At 73.9% G+C, this 2,804-nt stretch carries 2 protein-coding genes; one reads left to right on the top strand and one right to left on the bottom strand.

What is annotated here, in order from left to right:
- On the bottom strand, positions 1–963 hold a 963-nt coding region (locus ACWEVO_RS34320; protein ID WP_452311571.1), incomplete at its 3' end, for an alanine racemase.
- A gap of 272 nt (positions 964–1,235) precedes the next feature.
- Between ACWEVO_RS34320 and ACWEVO_RS34315 the strand changes: the two genes are divergently transcribed.
- Positions 1,236–2,804: bifunctional MFS transporter/dTMP kinase (locus ACWEVO_RS34315; RefSeq protein WP_452311572.1), on the top strand; the 1,569-nt coding region annotated here is incomplete at its 3' end.

Below are 2,804 nucleotides of genomic sequence, written 5' to 3'. Positions count from 1 at the left end.
TCTTCCGATCTGGCGGGAGGCTATCCAGCCGCCGCCGAGCACGGTGGCCAGCCCGGGCCCGGGCCGGCGGACCACCGCGCAGGCGAAGAACGCCGCCGGGGTCGGGCGCCAGGCGCGGTACGCGTCGAAGAGCGTCGGCCCGTAGAGGCCCGAGCCCGCGGTGACCTCGGTGACCGCGGGGTCGGCGCTGGTGGCGGCCACGCTGCCGGTGCCGCCGCCGTTGACGAACTCCAGGTCGGCGTGCTCGCGTACCGCGGCGACCGCCGCCGCGCGCCGGGCCAGCAGTTCCCGGTACGACCCGCGCTGGGCGACCCGGATCGCCGTGCCGAGCACCGCCTGCCCGGGCGGGGCGTCGCCGAGCCCGGCGATCTGCGCCTCGTACGACATCAGCCCGACCAGCCGGAAGCCGGGCCGGCCGGCGACGGCGGCGGCGAACGCGCCGGCCGCCCCGGCGCTGTGCACCGGGGAGCGCCGGACGCCCACGTGCACCCGGCCGCCGATCGGGCGCCAGGAGGCGTCCAGGTCGAGGCAGACCCGCAGGGGTGGCCGCCGCCCGGGCGGGCACACCTGGTCGACCAGGTCGAGCTGGGCGGCGTCGTCGACCATCAGGGTCACCGCGGCGGCGAGCGCCGGGTCGGCGGCCAGTTCGGCGAGCGCATTGCGGTCGGCGGTCGGATAGGCGACCAGCACGTCGTCGCTGACGCCGGTGCGGGCCAGCCAGAGCGCCTCGGGCAGGGTGAACGCCATCACGCCGCGCCAGCCGGGGCGGTCGAGCACCCGGGTCAGCAGGTCGCGTACCCGCACGGATTTGCTGGCGACCCGGACCGGCTTCCCGGCGGCCCGGTTGACCAGCGCCTCCGCGTTGGCGTCGAAGGCGGACAGATCGACCACGGCGTACGGCGGGTCGAGGTGAGCGGTCGCCCGTTCGAGACGATCGCGAAGTTTGTCACTGTCGGTGGCCACGTTTGCACGCTAACTGTCTGGGCGTCAATGCGAAATACCCTCGCGTCTGTCCGGGCTGCGGTCGGTGGTACCCGCGGCCTAGGCTCAGCGAGCAGGCGAATGTCGCGGAGGGGGACGCTTCTCGCCGCGACTAGAGTGTTCCACCGGAGAGGCCCAGCTCTGGGTCGGCACGTGGAGGTACGGCCATCGAAAGCCAGAAGAACGGCGAGTCGTCCGGCGTGTCGTCGACCGCGGCGCAGGCCGACCGGTCGGGAGCCGCCGCCATCCGCTCGGTGCTGCGCATCCGGCCGTTCCGCCGGCTCTGGATCGTGCTCGGCGCGGCCTCCTTCGGCGACTGGCTCGGCCTGCTCGCCACCTCCGTCTTCGCCGCCGCGCAGGTCTCCGGCAGCACCGCCAAGGGTGCCGCCTTCGGCAGCCTGATCGCGGTCCGGCTGCTGCCCGCGCTGCTGCTCGGCCCGGTGGCCGGCGTCTTCGCCGACCGGTTCGACCGGCGCTGGACGATGGTCATCTGCGACCTGCTGCGCTTCGTGCTCTTCGCCTCCATCCCACTGCTCGCGCTCACCGGCGCCAGCGGCGGCGTGGTGGTCAGCTGGGCGGCGGTCGCCACCTTCCTGATCGAGACGATCACCCTGCTCTGGATCCCGGCCAAGGAGGCCGCGGTCCCCAACCTGATCCCGCGCGCCCGGCTGGAGACGGCCAACCAGCTCACCCTCATCACCACGTACGGCCTCACCCCGGTGCTCGCCGCGATCAGCCTCTCGGTGCTGGACCGCAGCGTCCGCGGGCTGACCGGCGGGGAGATCCCCAACTGGGCCGAGCCGGCCCAGCTCGCGCTGTGGTTCAACGCCTTCTCCCGGCTCGCCACCGCGATCGTGGTGGCCTTCGGGATCAAGGAGATCAGCCAGGGCCGGACGGACGAACGCGAGCGCACCGAGCAGAGCATGATGCGCCAGTTCACCGAGGGCTGGACGTTCATCCGGCAGACGCCGCTGGTCCGCGGCCTGGTCCTCGGCATCTTCGGGGCGTTCGCCGGCGGCGGCATCGTCATCGGCACGGCCAAGTTCTTCGCCGCCTCGCTCGGCGCCGGCGACGCCGCCTTCTACCTGCTCTTCGGCGCGATCTTCGTCGGTCTCGCGGTCGGCATCGGGGCCGGCCCGCTGATCGTCCGGGACATGTCCCGGCGGCGCTGGTTCGGCATGAGCATCGTGCTGGCCAGCGCCTCGGTGCTGGTGCTCGCCTTCGCCATCCACCTCTCCATGGCGATGGTCGGCGCGATCCTGGTCGGCGCGGGCGCCGGCATGGCCTTCCTGGCCGGCACCACCCTGCTCGGCGGCGAGGTCGCCGACGAGGTCCGCGGCCGGGTCTTCGCGGTGGTGCAGATCGGCACCCGGCTGGTGCTGATCCTGGCCATCGCGCTCAGCAGCCTCCTGGTCGGCGTCGGCGGCTCGCGCCAGCTGACCATCGCCGACCTGGGCATCTCCGTCTCCTCGACCCGCCTGCTCCTGCTCGCCGCCGGCGCGGCCGGCATCTTCGCCGGAATCAGCGCGTTCGGGCAGATGGACGACAAGAAGGGCGTGCCGGTCCTGGCCGACCTCTGGGGCTCGATCCGCGGCCGCCCGCTGATGCCGGCCGAGCACTTCGTCTCCAGCGGGCTGTTCGTGGTCTTCGAGGGCGGCGAGGGCGCCGGCAAGTCCACCCAGCTCGCCGCGCTCGCCGAGCGGCTGCGCGAGCAGGGCCGGGACGTGGTGGTCACCCGGGAGCCGGGCGCCACGGGCATCGGCGAGCGGATCCGCTCGCTGGTCCTGGACAACGCCGGTGACGAGGCCCCGTCGGCGCGCGCC

Source organism: Micromonospora sp. NPDC003776 (assembly GCF_053605645.1).
The sequence above is the reverse complement of the archived record's forward strand: the minus strand, read 5'-3'. Positions and strand labels throughout refer to the sequence as shown.